Consider the following 18284-nt stretch of genomic DNA (forward strand, 5'->3'; position numbering starts at 1 on the left):
GCCGGGGAGCCGGCAGCGGGCGACCGGCGGCGGGCGGGCGGCGACCGGCCGCCGGCGGGCGGGCGGCGACCGGCAGCGGGGAGACGGCCTAGGAGTGCAGGGCGGGGACGATCAGGTAGATGCCGAAGAGCACCGCGCAGGCACAGACGACGAAGCAGGCCCAGGCGCCGATGAAGGCGGCCTGCTTCTGCCCCGCGGTGAGCGGATTCTTCTTGGCGGCCTTGCGGGCGCGCTTCGTGGCGGTCTTGATCTCCTTGGCCGACATCACGGTGATGGCGTCGGTGAACTCGGCCGGCTCGACGACGGGGATCCGACCGGAGGCCGAGAGCAGACGCAGGCCGAGCGAGTAGGTGGAGACGACGACAACGGTGGAGACGATCGCCGCCAGGAAGACGATGAAGAAGGCGACCCAGTCGATCACGGCTTTGCCTTTCGCTTGGGCTTGGGGTTGCTCTTGATCTTGACGGCCTTGCCCGAGTCGGCGACGTCGCTGACGACGTTGCTGTGCGAGATCTCGTCGCGGCGCGACCAGAGGAAGATGCCGACGATCACGACGGTGCCGATGACGGCGTCGACGACGATGCCCCACGGACCGAGGTGCGCGATCCAGGCGGCGACCGCGCCGACGAGGGCGGCGGCGGGCAGCGTGAGCAGCCAGCCGATGCCGATGCGGCCGGCGGTGCCCCAGCGCACGGTCGAGCCGCGGCGGCCGAGGCCAGAGCCGATGACCGAGCCGGAGGCGACCTGCGTGGTGGAGAGGGCGAAACCGAGGTGGGTGGAGGCGAGGATCGTGGCCGCCGTGGCGGTCTCCGCGGCGAAGCCCTGGGCGGGCTTGACGTCGGTGAGGCCGGTGCCGAGCGTGCGGATGATGCGCCATCCGCCCATGTACGTTCCGAGCGCGATGGCCAGTGCACAGGTCACGACGACCCAGGTCTGCACGTTGTCGTTGTCGGCTGCCTGCAGGCCGCTGGAGACCAGCACCAGCGTGATGACACCCATGGTCTTCTGAGCGTCGTTCGTGCCGTGCGCCAGGGCGACGAGCGAGCTGGAGAAGATCTGCGCGTAACGGAAGCCGTCGCGGCCGTCGGGGCGGCCGTCGTAGCGGCGCGTGATGGCGTAGGCCAGCTTGGTGGCCGCATAGGCGACGACACCGGCGGTGACCGGCGCGATGAGCGCGGGCAGGATCACCTTGGAGAGCACCTGGTCGATGTTGATCGCGTTGATGCCGGCGCCGACGAGGGCAGCACCGATGAGACCGCCGAAGAGGGCGTGGCTGGAGCTGGACGGGAGCCCGAGCAGCCAGGTCAGCATGTTCCAGACGACGGCGCCGATGAGGCCGGCGAAGATCAGTTCCGGCGTGATGAGAACGCCGCCCTCGCCCTCATTGATGATGCCGTGCGAGATGGTCTTGGCGACCTCGGTGGACAGGAACGCCCCGACGAGGTTGAGCAGCGCCGCGAGGGTGACCGCGACCTTCGGCTTCATGGCACCGGTCGCGATGGGGGTGGCCATCGCGTTGGCGGTGTCGTGGAAGCCGTTCGTGAAATCGAAGAACAGTGCGAGCGCGATGACAAGCACGACGATCAGGGTGATATCCACCGGCGACTTTCTTTAGGGGAAGGGGGGTTCGGTGAAAATACACCGGAAATTCACTAGGAATGGCTTGCCGAAATCGAAGAACTGCGGAACACCACGTCGATACTTACACCCAGATCGACCAAGGTCAACCTGAGCGCGGGTCAGCGCTGGGGCCGCTCGGCCGAGAGTGTCGCATCCACGACGCTTGCAAGATCCTCGCCGAAGGTGAAGTCGCGCCGGACCCCTCCCCCTGCCAGCACCTCCGGCAGCCAAAACCGCGCGTCATCCCACATTTCTGCGTACGGGACGGCGTCCAGATCGACCCACTCCGGATTCAGCTCATTGGATTCTCGGGGAATGCCCGTCCAGCGCTCGCAGACGAAGACGTGCGAGCGCTGGCTCCACGATTCGCGGTGCGGGAAGAAGTAGTCGAGCATGCCGCGGCTCTGCAGGTCTGCGGGCTCGACGAGCACGCCCGCCTCCTCGGCGACCTCGCGCACCGCGGCATCCGCCGGCGACTCCCCCGGCTCGAGCTTGCCGCCCGGCGCGACGAAGTTGCCCTGGCCGAGGCCGAGCTTCTTGCGGCCGAGCAGGACCTGCCGGATGCCGCGCTCGTCGGTGCGCAGCAGGTACACGACGCACACCTGCGGGAGCGGGGCGGGGGCCATGTCAGCTCGAATCGGCGTGGGTCGAATGCGCGGTGGCCGGCCTAGCCGAACAGGATGCGCGCCTCGTCGAAGCGCTCCTGCGGCACGGTGTTCAGCCCGCCGGTCGCCTCGGCGATGCTCACGGTCTTGATCTCGGTGCCGCGGAGGGACACCATGGAGCCCCACTGGCGCTCGTAGACGGCCTCGACGGCCGCCATGCCGAGACGGGTGGCCAGCACCCGGTCGTAGGCGCTCGGGGCGCCGCCGCGCTGGATGTGGCCGAGAACGGTCGCGCGGGACTCGATGCCGGTGCGCTCCTCGATCATCGGGGCGAGCAACTCGGCGATGCCGCCGAGGCGCGGGCGGTTGAAGGCGTCCAGGCCCTTGTGCGAGTGCGCCTCGGTCATGCCCTCGAGGGTGAAGCCCTCGGCGACGACGACGAGCGGGGCGCGGCCGCGCTCGCGCACGGACTCCACCCACTCGCAGATCTGCTCGATGGACTGCGGCTGCTCGGGGATGAGGATGGCGTGCGCGCCGCCGGCCATGCCGGAGTGCAGGGCGATCCAGCCGACGTGGCGGCCCATGACCTCGAGCACCATGCAGCGGCCGTGCGAGTCGGCGGTGGTGCGCAGGCGGTCGATGGCCTCCGTGGCGATCTCCACGGCGGTGTCGAAGCCGAAGGAGTAGTCGGTGGCGGTCAGGTCGTTGTCGATCGTCTTCGGCACGCCGACGACGTTGATGCCGCCCTCGTCGTGCAGGCGGCGTGCGGCAGTGAGGGTGCCCTCGCCGCCGATCGCGATGATCGCGTCGATGCCGTTCTCATCGAGCATGCGCTGGATGTTCTCCGGGCCGCCGCCCTCGCCCTCGAAGGGGTTGGTGCGGCTGGAGCCGAGGATGGTGCCACCCTGCTTGGCGAGGCCGCGCACGTCGTGGCGCGTGATCGGCATGATGTCGGCCTCGACGACGCCGCGCCAGCCGGAGCGGAAGCCGACGAACTCGGTGTCGTGCGAGATGACGCCCTTGAGCACCGCCCCGCGGATCACCGCGTTCAGGCCCGGGCAGTCTCCGCCGCTCGTCAAGATTCCGATCTTCATGCGCCCTGGCTCCTCGTTGGTTCTGGGTGGTTGTTCCGACGCATGCCACCTGAGCATGCGCCCGAATGCCGCTTCGTCGGGGCGTATCGGTCGGATTTTGTGAGTCTACAGCGAACCGTCGATGGCCTGCCGCAACAGGTGCGCGAGCGCATTCTGCTGCACGGAGTCCGCCGCGACGAGCTCCTCGTCCGAGCCGTCCAGGGCCCGCGCGGCGAGCCCCTGCTTGCTGTCGATGAGCTCGGCGATCTTGGCGTCGATGGTGTGCGCGGCGATGATGCGCCACGCGGTGACGGGCTCCTCCTGGCCGATGCGGTGCACGCGGTCGATCGCCTGCGTCTGCTCCGCAGCCGTCCAGCTGAGCTCGGCGAGCACCACGTTGGAGGCGGCCTGCAGGTTGACGCCGACGCCGGCCGCCGTGAGCGAGCACACCGCGACCGAGACCTCCGGGTCGTTGTTGAACGCGTCGATGGCGGCCTGGCGGGCCACGGCGCTCTGGTCGCCGCGCAGCGACACCGTCTTGAGGTCGCGCTTGGCGAAGGTCTCCTCCGCGGCATCCATGACGTCGATGTGCTTCGCGAAGAAGACCACCTTGCCGACGGAGCGGGCCAGCTGGGCCGCGTAGTCGGCGGCGAGCGCCGCCTTGGCCTGGCCGATCTTGCGCACCATGGTGAACACGTTGTCGCCGGACTTGGCGGCCTTGGACTCCTCGAGCTCGGCGTGCGCGACGGCGCGGACGAAGCTGTCGAACTGGTCCTCGTCGAGCTGCCCGACGGTGAGGCCGCGGGAGGAGACGAGGGCGAGGAAGCGCTCGCGCAGCCGGTAGCCGAGCTCGCGCTCCGCCTGGCGGATGGACCGTCCGAGGTCGTCGTCCAGCTCGACCGGCAGGTCGGCGATGCGCTTGGCCGGCAGGTCCTTGGCCACGTCGACCTTGCGGCGGCGCACGATGCCCATGTCGATGACGGCGGCGCGTGCCTCGGCGTAGAAGCCCATGTCGGCCGGCGTCAGGCCGGACTCCTCGAGCTTGGCGAGCAGGGCCGGGGCCGGCTTGTCGCCGTTGATCCAGCCGAGGTACTGCCAGATCGCGCGGAAGTCGTCGACGTCGTTGATCAGCGGGGTTCCGGTCAGGGCCATGAGCAGCGGGTCGCCGCCCGGCGTGGTCTGCCGGATCTTGTCGGCCAGCGCCAGCACGTGCTTGGAGCGCTGCGACTGCAGGTTCTTGATGAAGTGCGCCTCGTCGACGACCATGCCGCGGAACCCGAGGGTGCCGAGCCAGGTGCGGTGCCGGTCGAGCACGTCGTAGTTGACGATGACGACGTCGGCGAAGGCGTCCAGGGTGTCGCCGTCGCCGTGGATGACCGTCGCGCGGCGGTGCGGCGTCCAGCGCTCCACCTCGCGGGCCCAGTTCATCTTGACCACGTTGGGCACGACGGCCAGGAGCGGGTAGGCGTCGGCGACGGATGCCGCGAGCACGCTCTGCGCGGTCTTGCCGAGTCCCGGCTCGTCGGCGAGCAGGAAGCTGCGGTGGCCGCGGCGCACGCTCTCCACGAAACGGGCCTGGTGCTTCATCAGCGTCATGCCCTTGGGCGAGAGACGGTCGATCTTCGGCGCCTCCGGCAGCTCCATGCTGGCGGACTGGCCGCCGGAGCCGTACTCGAAGGACTTGAACAGGGGGCTGAGCAGCTCCCAGTTGGCGAGCCGGCGCACCGGCACGACAGCCGTGGCCGGGCGGGAGAAATCGGGGGCAAGGAACGGGTTCGCCAGCTGGCGGGCCTTCACCGACTGCGGGATCACCTGGTTCTCGGCGATCTCGGGCTTGGCCTCCGGCTCGCGGGTGATGATCAGCTCGTCCGGGCTGAGCTCTGCACCGGATTCCAGCAGCCAGTCGCGGCGGAAGCGCTGCGCGACGGCGCCGACCCCGGCGTCCGGCTCCAGCAGGGTGATCAGGCTGGTGTCGCGGGCCGCTGTCTTGGCCAGGATCTGGGCGATGCCGTCGAGGCGCTTGAGCAGTTCGGCGCGGCTGGCGTCGCTGATCTCGGGGTCGGTCTTCACCCGGGCGCGCTCCTCGCGCATCAGCAGGGCGATGACCTGGAACTTGGTGCGGTTGGTCGGGCCGACCTTGCCGCCCTGCGCCTTCGCCTCCACCTCGCGCACCTTGCGGGCGAGGATCGGGATGATGGGCGCCTCGTCATCGCGGCTGCGGGTGCGCTGACGGGAGCGTCGCTGTTCGGGCATTGTTCTCCAACTCTCGGATGCCTGCGTTCGCCCTCGACCGGTTGCTGTCCGGTGATGCCCGCGAACTACGCGCCGAACCCATCCCCAAGCAACGTGCCGTGCACGGTCGAGGCGGTGACAGGGTCTGCCGACGCGGTATCAGTGTACTGCGTCGGCGGGGTTTTCAGGCCTTGCTCGGCACCTTGATGAAGATTCCGCTGGCAATGAAGATCAAGGCGGCCACGAACTGCAGAGAGACCCAGCCCTGCCCGTGCAGTTCGATGACGACGATCGGGTTCCAGAGCACGGCGATCGGGGCCAGGCCGATCAGCCACCACCACGCCTTCCCCTGCACGGCGAAGACGCAGACGATCAGGGCGAGGATGCTGACCACGAAGCGGATGATGGTGAAGGCGTCGACGTCCAGCAGCGCGAGCCCCACCATCAGCGCGATCGCCCCGAGCAGCCCGGGCGCCAGCGCCGGACGGCTGAACTCTGGCGTGGCGGAGCGTGCGGGGGTGCGGGCGGCGGGGCGATTCGACATGCTCCCAGCGTAGGCGTTCGCCGGCCCCGGTCTACACGCCGCCGCCGCCTCCCCCGCCGCCGCCCCCACCGCTGAAGCCGCCGCCGCCGGAGCCGCCGCTGGAGGAACTCGAGGAGGAGCTCGACCAGGAGCTTGAGGAGGCGGTGCTGAAGCTGCTCACCCCGACGGCGAAAGCGGCCAGGTTGAAGCCGCTGCGGCCCTGATACCAGTCGGGCTCGCCGCTCTGGGCGTAGAGCGAGGCAAGCGCCGCCGCCCACTCCTTCTCCTGGCCGAACAGCGCGGCGTAGGGCAGCAGCTTCTCGTGCAGCCGGAGCACCTGCGCATCAGACGGCGCTCCAGAGGGCGTGCCGCCCTGCACGCCCGGCACCGCGTCGCGCAGAGCGCCGCTCGGGCTCTGCAGCATCCGCAGCCGGTCGGCTTCCGCCAGCCGGATGAACAGCTCCAGGCCGCGCAGGTGTTCGACCGCGAGCGCGCCCTGGGCGGTGAGCGGGCGGATGTCGGCGAGCCAGATCGCGGTCAGCACGGCGGCGAGGCCCGCCACGAGGATGGCGGCCAGCGGCCACAGCCCGCCCCGGTCCGATTCGAGGGCGATCGCGCTGAACACCACCGTCAGCACCGCGCCGCCCACTGCGGCGATGACGAGGAGCAGCCGCCGTCCGCCATCCGCCCGGCGCCGGAAGCCCGCGGCGCGCGACCGCTTCCTGGTCGCGGCGGTCACCGCGTGCAGTTTCGTGCCGATGCTGTTGCTCGTCGTACCGAGCGTGTGCCGCTCGCCGGGACGGAGGCTCTCGCCGAAGATGGCGGTCAGCACCGGGCGGAGCGGGCCGCTCGCGGCGTCCGGGTTCACCAGCTCGAGCTGGAAGCGGTTCTTCTTCAGCTCGATCACACGCAGGGCGCGGCCGACGGCGAGGTCGAGGATGGCCGCCGTGACGCCCTTCTTCTCGCGGCCGAGCAGCTCGGCGGCGAGCAGCACGTCGACCCCGGCCGGCGGCTCATACTCGGCGATGACGATGCCCCGGCCCGGCGCATCACGCCAGCGCCGGCGGCGGGTGCTGACCGCGGTGGCGAACACGCCGAGCGTCGCCAGGGCGGCGCCGACCCCGGCGATGCCGGACGGCGAGGCGGCCAGGGAGCCGTCCCGCGGCACGAAGGTTCCCGGCTCGAATCCGACGGCCATGGTCAGGTTCTCGTACGCGCCGAGCCCGCTCGCCTCCGCAACGACGCTCGGCGGGGCGCTCTCGGTGAGCACGATCTGCTCGCACGGCTGGCTGGAGCCCTGCGGGCCGCGGTAGCAGGCCATTTGCCCGTTCAGTGAGGCGGCGAGCTCCGCGTCCATCCGCAGCGTCGCACCGACCCGGTCGAAGGGTTGGGCCCAGCCGACGCCGTTGACGTCGCGGTAGAACTCCTGCTGCGTTCCGTCGTCCGGCTCCAGCGTGATGTTCTGCTGGCTGTAGCGGATGACGTAGCTCTGGGTGCCGTGCACGTAGCCGTCGGCGGCGATCGTGACAATGAGGAACTCGCCGTCCTCGTCCTCCTCGCTCTCGTAGGGGCGCGGCACGCCATTCTCGTCGGTGACGCCCTGCACGACCAGGTCGGTGGGGTGCCCGTCGTAGCGCAGCGGGATCGCCCGGCGGATGCCCCTGTTCTGGTCGAGCTCCGGGAACACCGCCACGAGCGTCTCTGTCGTCTCGAGGGTCGAGCGACCCTCGACGTCGCGGCCGAGCAGGTAGTCGGCGTCGAAGGAGGCGAAGCGGAAGTCGTCGACGCCGGTGCCCACTGCGGCCGCCGGCTCCACGGCCGCCTGCGCGGCCGGCGCCGTGCCGGCCAGCCCTGCGCCGATTCCGAGCAGCAGCAGGGCGACGGCAAGGAGGGGCAGAGGGCGGCGCAGGCGTTGCTTCATGGCCTCCACAGTATCGGCCCGCATCAAGGCTGCTGCCGCTAGTCTGAGAGCGTGATCGAAGACATCAAGAAGCGTGCACTGCACCGCACCCGCATCCTCGAGGGGCAGATGCGCGGGCTCGAGAAGATGATCGAGAACGAGGACTACTGCGTCGACATCATCACGCTGTCCCTGGCGATCCAGAAGTCACTCGGCTCGCTGAACAAGCTGCTCGTGGAGAACCACCTGCGCACCCACGTCACGCACCAGTTCGAGGCGGGCGGCGACGAGCGCGATGCCGCCGTCGCCGAGCTGTTGAAGGTCTTCGAGCTCAGCAACAACCGCGGCTAGGCGCATGAGCACCCTGCGCGACGCCGCGCCGTCGACGGCCGGCCCGCTGGACGCCGACCCTGCCGTGGCGCGCTTCCAACAGCTTCTGCGCGTGCCGACGATGTCGCGCACCAACCCGTCCGAGACGGACTGGCCCGTGTTCACCCGCTTCCGCGAGCTGCTCGCCGAGCTCTACCCGCTCGCCCATGCCGGGCTCGAGCTGGAGCTCGTCGCTGGGCACTCGATGCTGTTCCGCTGGCGGGGCACGACGGATGCCGCACCGCTGGTGCTCATGGCGCACTACGACGTCGTCGCGGCGACCGCGGAGGGCTGGCGGCATCCGCCGTTCGACGCCGTGGTCGAGGGCGACGGGGCGGAGCGCGTGCTCTGGGCGCGCGGCGCCCTCGACGACAAGGCCGCCCTCGTGGCGATCCTGGAGGCCGTCGAGGCCGAGCTCGCGACCGGCCTCACCCCCAGCCGCGACGTCTACCTGAGCTTCGGCCACGACGAGGAGACCCACGGCAGCGGCGCACAGGCGGCCGCTGCTCTGCTCGCCGAGCGTGGCATCCGCCCTGCCCTCGTCCTCGACGAGGGCGGAGCCATCGTCAGCGGCGTGCTGCCCGGCCTCGCCCGGCCGAGCGCCATGATCGGCGTCAGCGAGAAGGGCATCACCAGCCTGGCCCTCGCGGTGCAGCAGCAGGGCGGGCACGCCTCCACTCCCCCGAAGATGACGGCGACGGTGCGGCTGGCCCGCGCCATCGTGCGGCTGAATGCCCGGCCGTTCCCCACCGCGATCAACCCGGCGATCGCCGAGATGCTGCGCATCGTCGGCGCGCACAGCAGCGGACCGCTCGCGGCGGTGTTCCGGCGCCCGCGCCTGTTCGGCCCCGTGCTGCGCCTCGTGTTCGCGCGGATGAGCGACGAGACGAACGCCCTCGTGCGCACCACGACGGCCGTCACCCAGCTCTCCGGCAGCATGGCGCACAACGCCCTGGCCGAGCGGGCAGAGGCGATCGTGAACGTGCGCGTCGCGGTCGGCTCCAGCATCGCCGAGACGGTGGAGCACGTGCGCCGCGCGATCGCCGACCCTCTCGTGCAGGTGTCGGTGCACCAGTCCAGCGAGCCGTCGCCCGTCTCCCCCATGTCCGGGCCGGCCTGGCAGTCGATCGTCGACGCCGTCTCCGCCATCGACGCCGAGGTGCTCTCCACCCCCTACGTGCAGACCGGGGCGAGCGACAGCCGCTGGTTCACCGGCGTCAGCGACGCCGTGTACCGCTTCACGCCGTTCGAGATGAGCGCGGAGGAACGGGCGACCCTGCACGCCAAGGACGAGCGGATCCACGTGGCGACGTGGCTGCGCGGGATCGACTTCTACCGCCACCTCATCGCGGGCCGCTGACCGACACCGAGTCGGAGAGCACGTCGATGGGCGTCGTGGTCGTCGGCACGGCGAAGAGGTGCTCGATGGCCGGCCGCAGCGCGTCGAGCCAGATCTCGTAGCCGGCCGCCGTCAGGTGCAGGCCGTCCTCGCTGTGCGCGGGCGAGAGCGCGCCGTTCTCGTCGGCCAGAACGGGCCACAGGTCGAGGAACTGCGCCCGCACGGTGCTGGAGTACTGCCAGAGGTGCCGGTTGATGTCGCGAATGGATGCCGCGAACTCCGGCTCGCGCGGGAGCACCGACTGCACCAGCATCCGGGTGCTCGGCTCCTGCTTGCGCACCGTGGCGAGAATGCTCTCCACATTGCGCACCACGTGCTCGACGGACTTGCGCCAGGCCAGGTCGTTGGTGCCGATGAGAAGCACATAGGCGTCGGGGCGGTTGGCGAGCACCACGTCGACCTCGGCCAGCACATCGGCCGTCGTCGCGCCCCCCGCGGCATGGTTGCTCACCGTGAATTCGGGGAGCCACTCGTCCCAGCGCCCGGCGGCCGTCAGACTGTCTCCCACAAACGCGATTGATCCAGACATGACGAACCTCCGACATCCATCCTGCCCCCGGATGCTGTGATTTGGCTAGGTTCGGGCCGCGACGCCTAGGTGCCAGGGGCGTTCTGGGCGAGCCAGCCGTCGAGCTCGCTCGGGGTGTCGGTGATGATGCCGTCGACGCCGAGCGCACGCACCTCTGCCCAGCTGCGCTCGGAGTTCAGGGTGTAGCAGAGCACGCCGAATCCGGCCTCGTGCAGCCGCTGCAGGGACTCCGGTGCCGCCGTCACCGCACGGGCCGTCGTGCCGAGCGCCAGCACGCCCAACTGCCTGGCCATCGGCACGGGGTCAGCCGGCAGCTCGCGGATCAGCATCAGCCGCGGGATCTGCGGCGCCGCCTCCTGCAGGTTCTGCAGTGTCTCGATGCTGAAGCTCTGCAGCATCACGCGGGAGCCGACCGCCGACGCGTCGACGACGGCGAGCACCCGGTCGATCTCCGCCAGCGTCCAATCCGACTTCAGCTCGATCAGCAGGCGCTTGTCGTAGTCGGCGGCCAGATCCAGGAACTCGGCGAGGCTCGGCATCCGGGTACCGGCGAAGCGCTCGCTGTAGAACGCGCCGACGTCCAACCGCTTCAGCTGCCGCGCGCTCAGCTCGCCGACGCGCTTGCGTGTGCCGGCGACGCGCTCGAGGGTCGTGTCGTGGAAGAGCATCGGGACGCCGTCCCGGCTCAGCTGCACGTCGGTCTCGACGAACTGCATGGCGTCGTTCTCGAACGCGGCGGTGAAGGCGGGGATCGTGTTCTCCGGTGCGACGGAGCGGTCGCCGCGGTGGCCGGCGATGAAGGCCGGGTCCCCCGGCAGGCGCAGCGCGCCGAAGACGTCCGAGGCGTACACCTGGCTGCTGCTCGGCGCGAGCAGGACGGCATTCAACAGGGCCAGCACCACTCCGGATGCCGCGAGCACCAGCGCACGCTTCATGGCCGAAACCCTACCCCACGCGTTACCGTTCCGTTATAAAACGGAAAACGCCGCCGACACCCCAAAGCGGGGGTCGGCGGCGTTCGCGGGCGACGGGGACTAGATCAGGCCCTTGGTGTGCCAGACCGTCTTAGTCTCGGTGAATCCGGTGATGCGGCCGAGCGCTGGCGCGGCGGCATCCGGCCCGTTCTCCGGGGTGAAGACCCGCTTCAGGGTGTCGGCCGCGGCGACCTGCATCGAGATCCAGTCGAGCGAGCCCGCACCGACCAGGTCGATGGCGTTCACGTCGGCGTGGCTGGCCAGCCACGGCGCGATCTCGGCCGGCGAGCCGGTGAGGATGTTCACGACGCCGCCGGGCACGTCGCTGGTGGCCAGCACCTCGCTCAGGCTGATCGCGGCCAGCGGCAGCTTCTCGCTGGCGATGACGACGACCGTGTTGCCGGCGACGAGGGCCGGCGCGACGGCCGAGACCAGGCCGAGCAGCGAGGAGTCCTGCGGGGCGACGATGGCCACGACGCCGGTCGGCTCCGGCACCGAGATGTTGAAGTACGGGCCGGAGACGGCGTTGGCGTTGCCCGCCACCTGCACGTACTTGTCGGCCCAGCCGGCGTACCAGACCCAGCGGTCGATGGCCTCGTCGACCTGCGCAGAGGCCGCCGCGGCGCTGACGCCCTCGACGTCGCGGATCTCCGCGACGAACTGGGCGCGACGGCCCTCGAGCAGCTCGGCGATGCGGTAGAGCACCTGGCCGCGGTTGTAGCCGGTCGCCCCGGACCAGCCGGAGACGGCGGAGCGGGCCGCGACCACGGCGTCCCTGGCATCCTTGCGGCTGGCCATGGCGGCGTTGGCGAGGAACTCGCCGCTGTTCGAGAGCACCTCGTAGGTGCGCCCGGACTCGCTGCGCGGGAACTTGCCGCCGATGTAGAGCTTGTAGGTCTTGGGAACGGCGAGGCGGGTCATTTGCTGGCCTTCTTTGCTTTCGCGGCGGTCACGGATGAGGCGGCGCGGGCTGATGCCGCTGCACCCTCGCTGGCGTTCTGTGCTTTCGCGGCGGTCACGGGCTTGGCGGGGGCGGCGGCGATCGCGCTGGCGGATGCCGCGGGCTTCAGGTACGCGGCGAGGCCGTGGCGGCCGCCCTCGCGGCCGTAGCCGGACTCCTTGTAGCCGCCGAACGGGCTGGCCGGGTCGAAGCGGTTGAAGGTGTTCGCCCAGATCACGCCGGCGCGCAGCTTGTCGGCCACGGCCAGGATGCGGCTGCCCTTGTCGGTCCAGATGCCGGCGGAGAGGCCGTACGGCGTGTTGTTGGCCTTGGCGATGGCCTCGGCCGGCGTGCGGAACGTGAGCACGGAGAGGACGGGGCCGAAGACCTCGTCGCGGGCGATGCGGTTGCTGGTGGACACATTGGTGAAGATGGTCGGCGCGAACCAGAATCCGTTCTCGGGGATGGCGCAGTCCGCCGTCCAGCGCTCGGCGCCCTCTTGCTCGCCGATGTCGCTGAGCTCACGGATGCGCTCCAGCTGCTCGCGGCTGTTGATGGCCCCGATGTCGGTGTTCTTGTCGAGCGGGTCGCCGAGGCGGAGCGTGGAGAGGCGGGCCTTCAGCCGTTCGATGACCTCGTCGTGGATGTTCTCCTGCACGAGGAGCCGGCTGCCTGCGCAGCAGACGTGGCCCTGGTTGAAGAAGATGCCGTTGACGATGCCCTCGATGGCCTGGTCGATGGGGGCGTCGTCGAAGACGATGTTCGCCGCCTTGCCGCCGAGCTCGAGGGTGAGGCGCTTGTCCGTTCCGGCGGTCGAGCGGGCGATCATGCGGCCGACCGCGGTGGAGCCGGTGAAGGCCACCTTGTTGACGTCGCCGTGGTTGACGAGCGCCGAGCCGGTCTCGCCCGCGCCGGTGACGATGTTGACGACGCCGGCGGGCAGGTCTGCCTGCTGCAGGATCTCGGCGAAGATCATCGCGGAGAGCGAGGTGGTCTCGGCCGGCTTGATGACGACGGTGTTGCCGGCGGCGAGCGCCGGGGCGATCTTCCACGCCAGCATCAGCAGCGGGAAGTTCCACGGGATCACCTGGGCGGCGACGCCGAGCGAGGCGGGGTTGGCACCGAGGCCGGCGTGGTCGAGCTTGTCCGCCCAGCCGGCGTAGTAGAAGAACCAGGCGGCGACGAGGGGCACGTCGACGTCGCGGCTCTCCTTGATCGGCTTGCCGTTGTCGAGGGTCTCGGCGACGGCGAGCTCGCGGGCACGCTCCTGCACGAGTCGGGCGATGCGGAACAGGTACTTGCCCCTGTCGCTGCCGGACATCCGCGACCAGGTGGTGTCGTAGGCCCGGCGGGCTGCAGCGACGGCGCGGTCAACGTCGGCCTCTGAGGCGTGGGCGATGTTCGCGATGTGCTTCTCCGTCGCCGGGGAGATGGTCTGGAACGGCGTTCCCTGGCCCTCGACGAACTCGCCGTCGATGAACAGGCCGTAATCGCTCTTCAGGTGCAGTATCGACTGCGACTCAGGGGCTGGTGCGTATTCGAGAAAACTCATGTGTCTGGTCCTTAGTCGATCGTCACGTAGTCGGCGCCGGAGTAGTGACCGCTCGCCATCTTCTGTCGCTGCAAGAGCACGTCGTTCAGCAGGCTGGATGCGCCGAAGCGGAACAGGTGCGGCGTCAGCCACTCCTCACCGACGGTCTCGGCCACGGTCACCACGTATTTGATGGCGTCCTTGGACGAGCGGATGCCGCCGGCCGGCTTGACGCCGATCTTCTCGCCCGTGAGGCGGTACCAGTCGCGCACGACCTCGAGCATCAGCAGCGTGACCGGCAGCGTCGCCGCCGGGGCGACCTTGCCGGTGGAGGTCTTGATGAAGTCCGCCCCGGCGAGGATCGCCAGCCAGGATGCCCGGCGCACGTTGTCGTAGGTGTTCAGTTCGCCGGTCTCCAGGATCACCTTGAGGTGGGCATAGCTGCCGTCCGGGCGCTTGCACGCCTCCTTGACGGCGACGATCTCGTCGTAGACGAGGCCGTAGCGGCCGGAGAGGAACGCACCGCGGTCGATGACCATGTCGATCTCGTCCGCGCCCGCCCGCACGGCGTCCGCCGTGTCCTCGAGCTTGATCGAGCGGGACGCCCGGCCGCTCGGGAACGCGGTGGCGACGGCGGCGACGCTGACGCCACCCTTGTCCGGGTCGCCGTGGGCGGCGCCGAGGGCCGCGACCGCGTACGGGACCATGTCGCCGTAGACGCAGACGGCGGCCACCCGCGGGCAGCTGGGGTCGCCGGCATCCGGGGTCAGCGCCTTGGCGACCAGCGAGCGCACCTTGCCGGGGGTGTCAGCGCCCTCGAGGGTGGTGAGGTCGATCAGCTTGATGATGGTGTCGAGCGCCCACGCCTTGGACGTGGTCTTGACCGAGCGGGTGCCGAGGGCGGCTGCACGCTGCTCCAGGCCGACCGCGTCGACGCCGGGGATTCCGTGCAAGTAGCGGCGCAGGTTGGCGTCGCTGGGCTCCCCGCCGATGAGCGCAAGCGCTCGCTCGGTGGGAATGAGTTGGGTGCCTGTCACGAGGTGTCCTCACTGTTTGGGCGGTAATGATGTGCGGTTGTTGAGTTGGGGCGGGTCAGTCGCCGAGCAGGGCGTTGGCGGTGTCCTCGTCGGTCACCAGCACGGTGCAGAGCCCGCTGCTGACGACCGCGCCGGCGACGGCGTGCTTGCTGGAGCCTGCGATGACGGCGATGGAGAGGGCGGAGCGGCGCAGGTCGTCGAGCCGGAGCCCGACGGTGCGGTCGTCGAGGGCCGGGTCGACGATGTTGCCGTTGCTGTCGATGTAGCGGCCGATGACGTCGCCGACGGCGCCCTTCCGCACGAGTTCCGTGACGTTGTCGGCGGTGATGTAGCCGCTGTCGACGTGCACCGAGTTCTGGTCGGCCGCACCGGCGCTGAACAGGTAGGCGCTGGCCGTTGCCGCCATCTCGAGCACGGCGGCAACGGAGCGGTCGGCCTCGATGGCGCGCTTGGTCTCAATGCGCTCCAGGATGGCCGGGCTCGGCAGCAGCGTCGCCTGGCCGCCGGCCTTGCTGGCGATGGTGACGGCCGTTGTCGCTGCCGTGCCCGCTCGCTTGTTCAGGCTGACGCCGCCGTTGATCTGCACGACGTTGACGCCCGGCGCCCAGCCCTGCTTGAGGTGCACGGAGACGTCGTGCAGGGTGCGGCCCCAGCTGAGGCCGAGGGTGCGCGGGATGGGGCGCAGGGAGGTGAGGTAGTCGGCGGCGGCCTGGGCGGTGCGCGACTGCAGCTCGTCGTCGCCACTCACACCGGCGGAGGAGACCACGATCGCGTCGGTCAGCCCGAGCTTCTCGCGGAGCCGGCGCTCGATCGGGAGCCGGCGGGCGCGCGGGTGCACGATCTCGATCCGGATGAAGCCGTTGGCCTTCGCCTGGGCGAGCAGCCGCCCGACCTTCCAGCGCGTCAGGCGCAGTATTGATCCGATCTCGTCCTGCGTCTTGTTCTCTTCGTAGTAGAGCTCCGCAGCGCGGATCGACAACAGTTCGTCGTGTTCGACCATGGTCCGCCTTCCTTCCTCTTCCAGCGTAAGCGCGCGCAGCCCCACATATCAACACTCGTTGCACTTTCTGCTCATATGAGCAGACGGGTGGCCGCCCGCGCGCACTCTATGCTCGAAGCCATGTCTGCATCGTTCGCCATCGCCGTCGACATCGGCGGCACCAAAGTCGAAGCCGCCCTCGTCGACGAGAACGGCGCCGTGCTCGCCGGCAGCCGCCACCGTGCGCCGACCGGGCCAGAGCGCAGCGCGGAGGAACTCGCCGCGAGCGTGCGCAGCGCCCTCGGCGGCGTGCTCGCGCTGATCGGGCCGGATGCCGCCGTCTCCCCCGAGCGCATCGCCGGTGTCGGCATCGGCGCGGCCGGGCCGGTGAACCTCGTCGACTCCCGCGTCTCCCCGCTCAACATGCCGGTCTGGGACGACTACCCGCTCAGCGCCCTCGTCGCCGACACGGTGCACGCCGTCGTGCCCGGCGTCCCCGTCACCCTGCGCCTGGACGGCCTCTGCATCACGCTCGCCGAGCACTGGGTGGGCGCGGCATCCGGCCACGACAACGTCATGGGCATGATCGTCTCCACCGGCGTCGGCGGCGGCCTCATCCTCGGCGGCCGCACGGTGCCGGGCCCCACCGGCAACGCGGGCCACATCGGCCACGTCGAGATCGGCGGGCACGAGGATGCCTGCCCGTGCGGCGGCAGCGGCTGCCTCGAGGCCGTCGCCTCTGGCCCGCGCACCGTCGCCTGGGCGAATGCGGAGGGCTGGATCGGCGGCACGGGCGAGGAGCTCGCGGCGGCCGTGGCCGCGGGCGACCCGATCGCCCTCCGCGCCGTGGCGCGCTCCGGACGCGCCATCGGCCGCGCGATCGCCTCGGCCGCCAGCCTCGTCGACCTCGACATCGTCGCCATCGGCGGCGGCTTCTCTCACGTGAGCCCGCTCCTGTTCGAGCACGCCCGCGCCGCCGTCGCCGAGCGCGCCACGTTCGGCTACGTCACCCGGGTGCAGGTGGTGCCCTCCGCGCTCTCCGGCGAGGGCCCGCTGATCGGCGCTGCCGCCCTGATCCACCGCGCGGAGATGGTCGACTAGCCGCGCCGAGATGGTCGACTAACCGCGCCGAGATGGCCGACTAGCCGCGCTGCGCGTGCCCGTCCTCGAGCATGTGCGGCCGCGCCACGATGGAGCCGGCGAGTGCGCACACCACGGCGGATCCCATCAGCACGAGCAGCGGCACGGTCCAGCCGCCGGTGACCTCGTGCAGCAGGCCCACCAGCAGCGGCCCGAACGCGCCGATCGTGTATCCGCCGCCCTGCACGAAGCCGCTGAGCGCGACCGCGCCCTCGTGGGTGCGGGTGCGCAGGTTGATCAGGGCGAGGGAGAGCGGGAAGATCAGCGGCCCGCAGCCGGCCAGGGCGACCCACAGCCAGGTGAGCTGGGCGGGCACGAGCAGCAGCCCGAGGTAGCCGACGAGGAAGAAGGCGACCCCGACGTAGACCAGGATGCCGACGTGGCGCAGCCGAGCGGCGAGCAGCGGGATCACCAGCGAGGCGGGCAGGCCCATGGCCGCGTAGAGCGAGAGCATCGCGCCGGCCTCACCGGGGGTCAGCCCGGCGGAGTCGATCAGGAGGCCGGGCAGCCAGGCGAACATCGCGTAGGCGTTGAGCGAGGACACCGCGAAGACGACCATGAGCGACCAGCCGACGCTGGAGCGCCACGCCTTGACCAGCAGCTGCGGCTTCGCCTCCTCCGGGAGCGCCGACGCGTCTGGGCGGTGCCCGATCGCCAGGATCAGCCAGGGCACCAGCGCGATCGTGGCGAACACGGCCCACATGCCGAGTGAGAACTGCCAGCCGTCGGCGTCCGCGACGGGGACGGCCAGCAGCGGCGGCAGGAAGGTGCTCATCGAGAGGGCCGTCGCGTACAGCGTGGTCATCAGCCCGATGCGGTCGGGGAAGTACTTCTTGACCAGCGGCGGCAGCAGCACGTTGCCGACGCCGAGGCCGGCGAAGGTGATGGCGCTGCCGAGGAGCAGCATCGGCAGCGAAACCGACAGCCCGCGCACGCTGTGGCCGAGCACGATGGCCACGAGGGCGATGATGAGCGTCGGTTCGAGGCCGATGCGGCGCGTGAACACCGGAGTGAAGATGCCGAACAGCGCGAAGCAGACGGGCGGCAGCATGCCGAGCACGCCGAGCGCGGTCGGCGAGAGCGGGATGTCGGCGGCGATGTGGTCGGCGATCGGCGACAGTGCGGCGACGGCGGTGCGCAGGTTGAGTGCGACGATCAGGATGCCGAGCAGCGCGAGGGTACGCCCCGCCCAGAGCGGGCGGGCGGTTTGTTCGGTCACCTGTGAAGTCTAGGCTGGCTGACATGAGCGAGCTGGCCAAACACCTCCCCCTGAGCCAGGGCGAGCGCGGCGATGATTCCGCGGTCAGCGGCGACTGGGGCCCTGCCCTGGCGCTTGTGCTGTACCGAATCGTCGCCCTGATCGAGAAGATGCCGGCCGAGCGGTGGGCCGCGGGCGAGCCCGCCCGGCCGCTGGGCCACGCCGCGACCCCGGC

Annotated in this window: 17 protein-coding genes and 1 pseudogene; 4 read left to right on the forward strand and 14 right to left on the reverse strand. The window is 70.5% G+C overall.

What is annotated here, in order from left to right; all coding sequences use genetic code 11:
• Nucleotides 1–88 precede the first annotated feature (88 nt).
• From GY24_RS14090 to GY24_RS14120, 7 genes are all read right to left on the reverse strand, one after another.
• Nucleotides 89–421: a peptidase gene (locus GY24_RS14090; protein WP_104476827.1), complete on the reverse strand. Its 333-nt coding sequence runs from the start codon at nucleotides 419–421 to the stop codon at nucleotides 89–91.
• On the reverse strand, nucleotides 418–1599 hold the full coding sequence (locus GY24_RS14095) for an inorganic phosphate transporter (RefSeq protein WP_083363517.1): 1182 nt from the start codon (nucleotides 1597–1599) through the stop codon (nucleotides 418–420). The genes GY24_RS14090 and GY24_RS14095 overlap by 4 nt, the downstream gene beginning before the upstream one ends.
• A gap of 140 nt (nucleotides 1600–1739) precedes the next feature.
• A complete protein-coding gene (locus GY24_RS14100) occupies nucleotides 1740–2246 on the reverse strand; it encodes an 8-oxo-dGTP diphosphatase (protein ID WP_104476829.1) in 507 nt (168 codons plus the stop codon).
• Nucleotides 2247–2287: 41 nt separating this feature from the next.
• Nucleotides 2288–3319 (reverse strand): 6-phosphofructokinase, encoded by a 1032-nt coding sequence (locus tag GY24_RS14105; protein ID WP_104476831.1) that lies wholly within the window; start codon nucleotides 3317–3319, stop codon nucleotides 2288–2290.
• Nucleotides 3320–3424: 105 nt separating this feature from the next.
• A complete protein-coding gene (locus GY24_RS14110; RefSeq protein ID WP_104476833.1) occupies nucleotides 3425–5551 on the reverse strand; it encodes a DEAD/DEAH box helicase in 2127 nt (708 codons plus the stop codon).
• Between the two features lie 163 nt (nucleotides 5552–5714).
• Complete coding sequence (locus GY24_RS14115) at nucleotides 5715–6074, reverse strand: DUF6804 family protein (RefSeq protein ID WP_083363513.1); 360 nt, start codon at nucleotides 6072–6074, stop codon at nucleotides 5715–5717.
• Nucleotides 6075–6105: 31 nt separating this feature from the next.
• Nucleotides 6106–7974 carry a DUF2207 family protein gene (locus GY24_RS14120; protein WP_104476835.1) on the reverse strand — a complete coding sequence of 623 codons (1869 nt, stop codon included), beginning with the start codon at nucleotides 7972–7974 and terminating at the stop codon, nucleotides 6106–6108.
• Nucleotides 7975–8025: 51 nt separating this feature from the next.
• Here GY24_RS14120 and GY24_RS14125 point away from each other — a divergent pair, with 51 nt between their 5' ends.
• Together GY24_RS14125 and GY24_RS14130 are read left to right on the forward strand one after the other, a co-directional pair.
• Entirely contained in the window at nucleotides 8026–8304 is a 279-nt protein-coding gene (locus GY24_RS14125; protein WP_083363511.1) for a metal-sensitive transcriptional regulator, read from the forward strand.
• A gap of 4 nt (nucleotides 8305–8308) precedes the next feature.
• Nucleotides 8309–9682: a M20/M25/M40 family metallo-hydrolase gene (locus GY24_RS14130; protein WP_162842938.1), complete on the forward strand. Its 1374-nt coding sequence runs from the start codon at nucleotides 8309–8311 to the stop codon at nucleotides 9680–9682.
• Here the strand turns inward: GY24_RS14130 and GY24_RS14135 are convergent.
• The 6 genes from GY24_RS14135 to GY24_RS14160 all read right to left on the reverse strand — a co-directional run bounded on the left by GY24_RS14135 (nucleotide 9666) and on the right by GY24_RS14160 (nucleotide 15732).
• Nucleotides 9666–10250 carry a GDSL-type esterase/lipase family protein gene (locus tag GY24_RS14135; protein ID WP_104476837.1) on the reverse strand — a complete coding sequence of 195 codons (585 nt, stop codon included), beginning with the start codon at nucleotides 10248–10250 and terminating at the stop codon, nucleotides 9666–9668. The two genes, GY24_RS14130 and GY24_RS14135, sit on opposite strands and share 17 nt — an antisense overlap.
• 65 nt (nucleotides 10251–10315) lie before the next feature.
• Nucleotides 10316–11185, reverse strand: a complete 870-nt coding sequence (locus GY24_RS14140; protein ID WP_104476839.1) for a glycerophosphodiester phosphodiesterase — start codon at nucleotides 11183–11185, stop codon at nucleotides 10316–10318.
• 99 nt (nucleotides 11186–11284) lie between these two features.
• Complete coding sequence (locus GY24_RS14145) at nucleotides 11285–12145, reverse strand: aldehyde dehydrogenase family protein (RefSeq protein ID WP_104476841.1); 861 nt, start codon at nucleotides 12143–12145, stop codon at nucleotides 11285–11287.
• Entirely contained in the window at nucleotides 12142–13716 is a 1575-nt protein-coding gene (locus GY24_RS14150) for an aldehyde dehydrogenase family protein (RefSeq protein WP_104476843.1), read from the reverse strand. The genes GY24_RS14145 and GY24_RS14150 overlap by 4 nt, the downstream gene beginning before the upstream one ends.
• Before the next feature lie 11 nt (nucleotides 13717–13727).
• A complete protein-coding gene (gene deoC, locus GY24_RS14155) occupies nucleotides 13728–14714 on the reverse strand; it encodes a deoxyribose-phosphate aldolase (protein WP_407662187.1) in 987 nt (328 codons plus the stop codon).
• Nucleotides 14715–14787: 73 nt separating this feature from the next.
• Entirely contained in the window at nucleotides 14788–15732 is a 945-nt protein-coding gene (locus tag GY24_RS14160) for a sugar-binding transcriptional regulator (RefSeq protein WP_104476845.1), read from the reverse strand.
• A gap of 120 nt (nucleotides 15733–15852) precedes the next feature.
• Between GY24_RS14160 and GY24_RS14165 the strand changes: the two genes are divergently transcribed.
• Nucleotides 15853–16812, forward strand: a complete 960-nt coding sequence (locus GY24_RS14165) for an ROK family protein (RefSeq protein WP_104476847.1) — start codon at nucleotides 15853–15855, stop codon at nucleotides 16810–16812.
• A 40-nt stretch (nucleotides 16813–16852) separates the two neighbouring features.
• Here the strand turns inward: GY24_RS14165 and GY24_RS14170 are convergent, their stop codons facing one another.
• Complete coding sequence (locus GY24_RS14170) at nucleotides 16853–18070, reverse strand: MFS transporter (RefSeq protein ID WP_104476849.1); 1218 nt, start codon at nucleotides 18068–18070, stop codon at nucleotides 16853–16855.
• 23 nt (nucleotides 18071–18093) lie between these two features.
• Here GY24_RS14170 and GY24_RS14175 point away from each other — a divergent pair.
• Nucleotides 18094–18284, forward strand: a pseudogene (locus GY24_RS14175) (hypothetical protein); the annotation flags it as partial.

The organism is Microterricola pindariensis, from assembly GCF_002936985.1.
Taxonomy (GTDB): Bacteria; Actinomycetota; Actinomycetes; order Actinomycetales; family Microbacteriaceae; genus Microterricola; species Microterricola pindariensis.